This window comes from Mycobacterium sp. NGS62 (assembly GCF_059812285.1).
In genome coordinates, this window is record NZ_JCALCK010000088.1 from 1 (window position 1) to 522 (window position 522).

Annotated in this window: 1 protein-coding gene; it reads left to right on the top strand. The window is 62.8% G+C overall.

Annotated elements, in window-relative coordinates:
* Positions 1-13: 13 nt before the first annotated feature.
* Positions 14-522 (top strand): IS110 family transposase (locus AC5Y49_RS24825; RefSeq protein ID WP_499892025.1); only part of this gene is annotated, 509 nt, incomplete at its 3' end.

Genomic DNA, 522 nt, shown 5'->3' on the forward strand with positions numbered 1-522 from the left:
CCGAAACCAACGAATCCGCCGGTCAACCCGGGGATTCGCCTATTTCAGCAGCCTTAACTTCGGGTTAGTCATCGAGCGGGTGTGCGCCATCGACGTGGCCAAGGCATTCGGCAAGGTATGCGTGCGAACCCCGCGGGAGCGTCGACGGGTCAGCAAGGTCTGGGACGTCGAAGCCACCACTGGTGCGGTCAGCGAGCTGGCCGTCCAGCTAGTCGAGCTTGGCGTCGAGAAGGTCACGATCGAGTCGACGTCGGACTATTGGCGGATCTGGTATTACCTGTGCGAGGCGGCCGGGCTGGATGTGCAGTTGGTCAACGCCCGCGATGTCAAGAATGTGCCGGGTCGGCCCAAAACCGACAAACTCGACGCGGTTTGGCTGGCTAAGCTGACCGAAAAGGGTTTGTTGCGGCCCAGTTTCGTGCCGCCAGCCCCGATCCGGCAGCTACGCGATTACACCCGGCTGCGGGTCGACTTGACCCGGGAACGCACCCGCGAGGTGCAGCGGTTGGAGAAGCTGCTCGA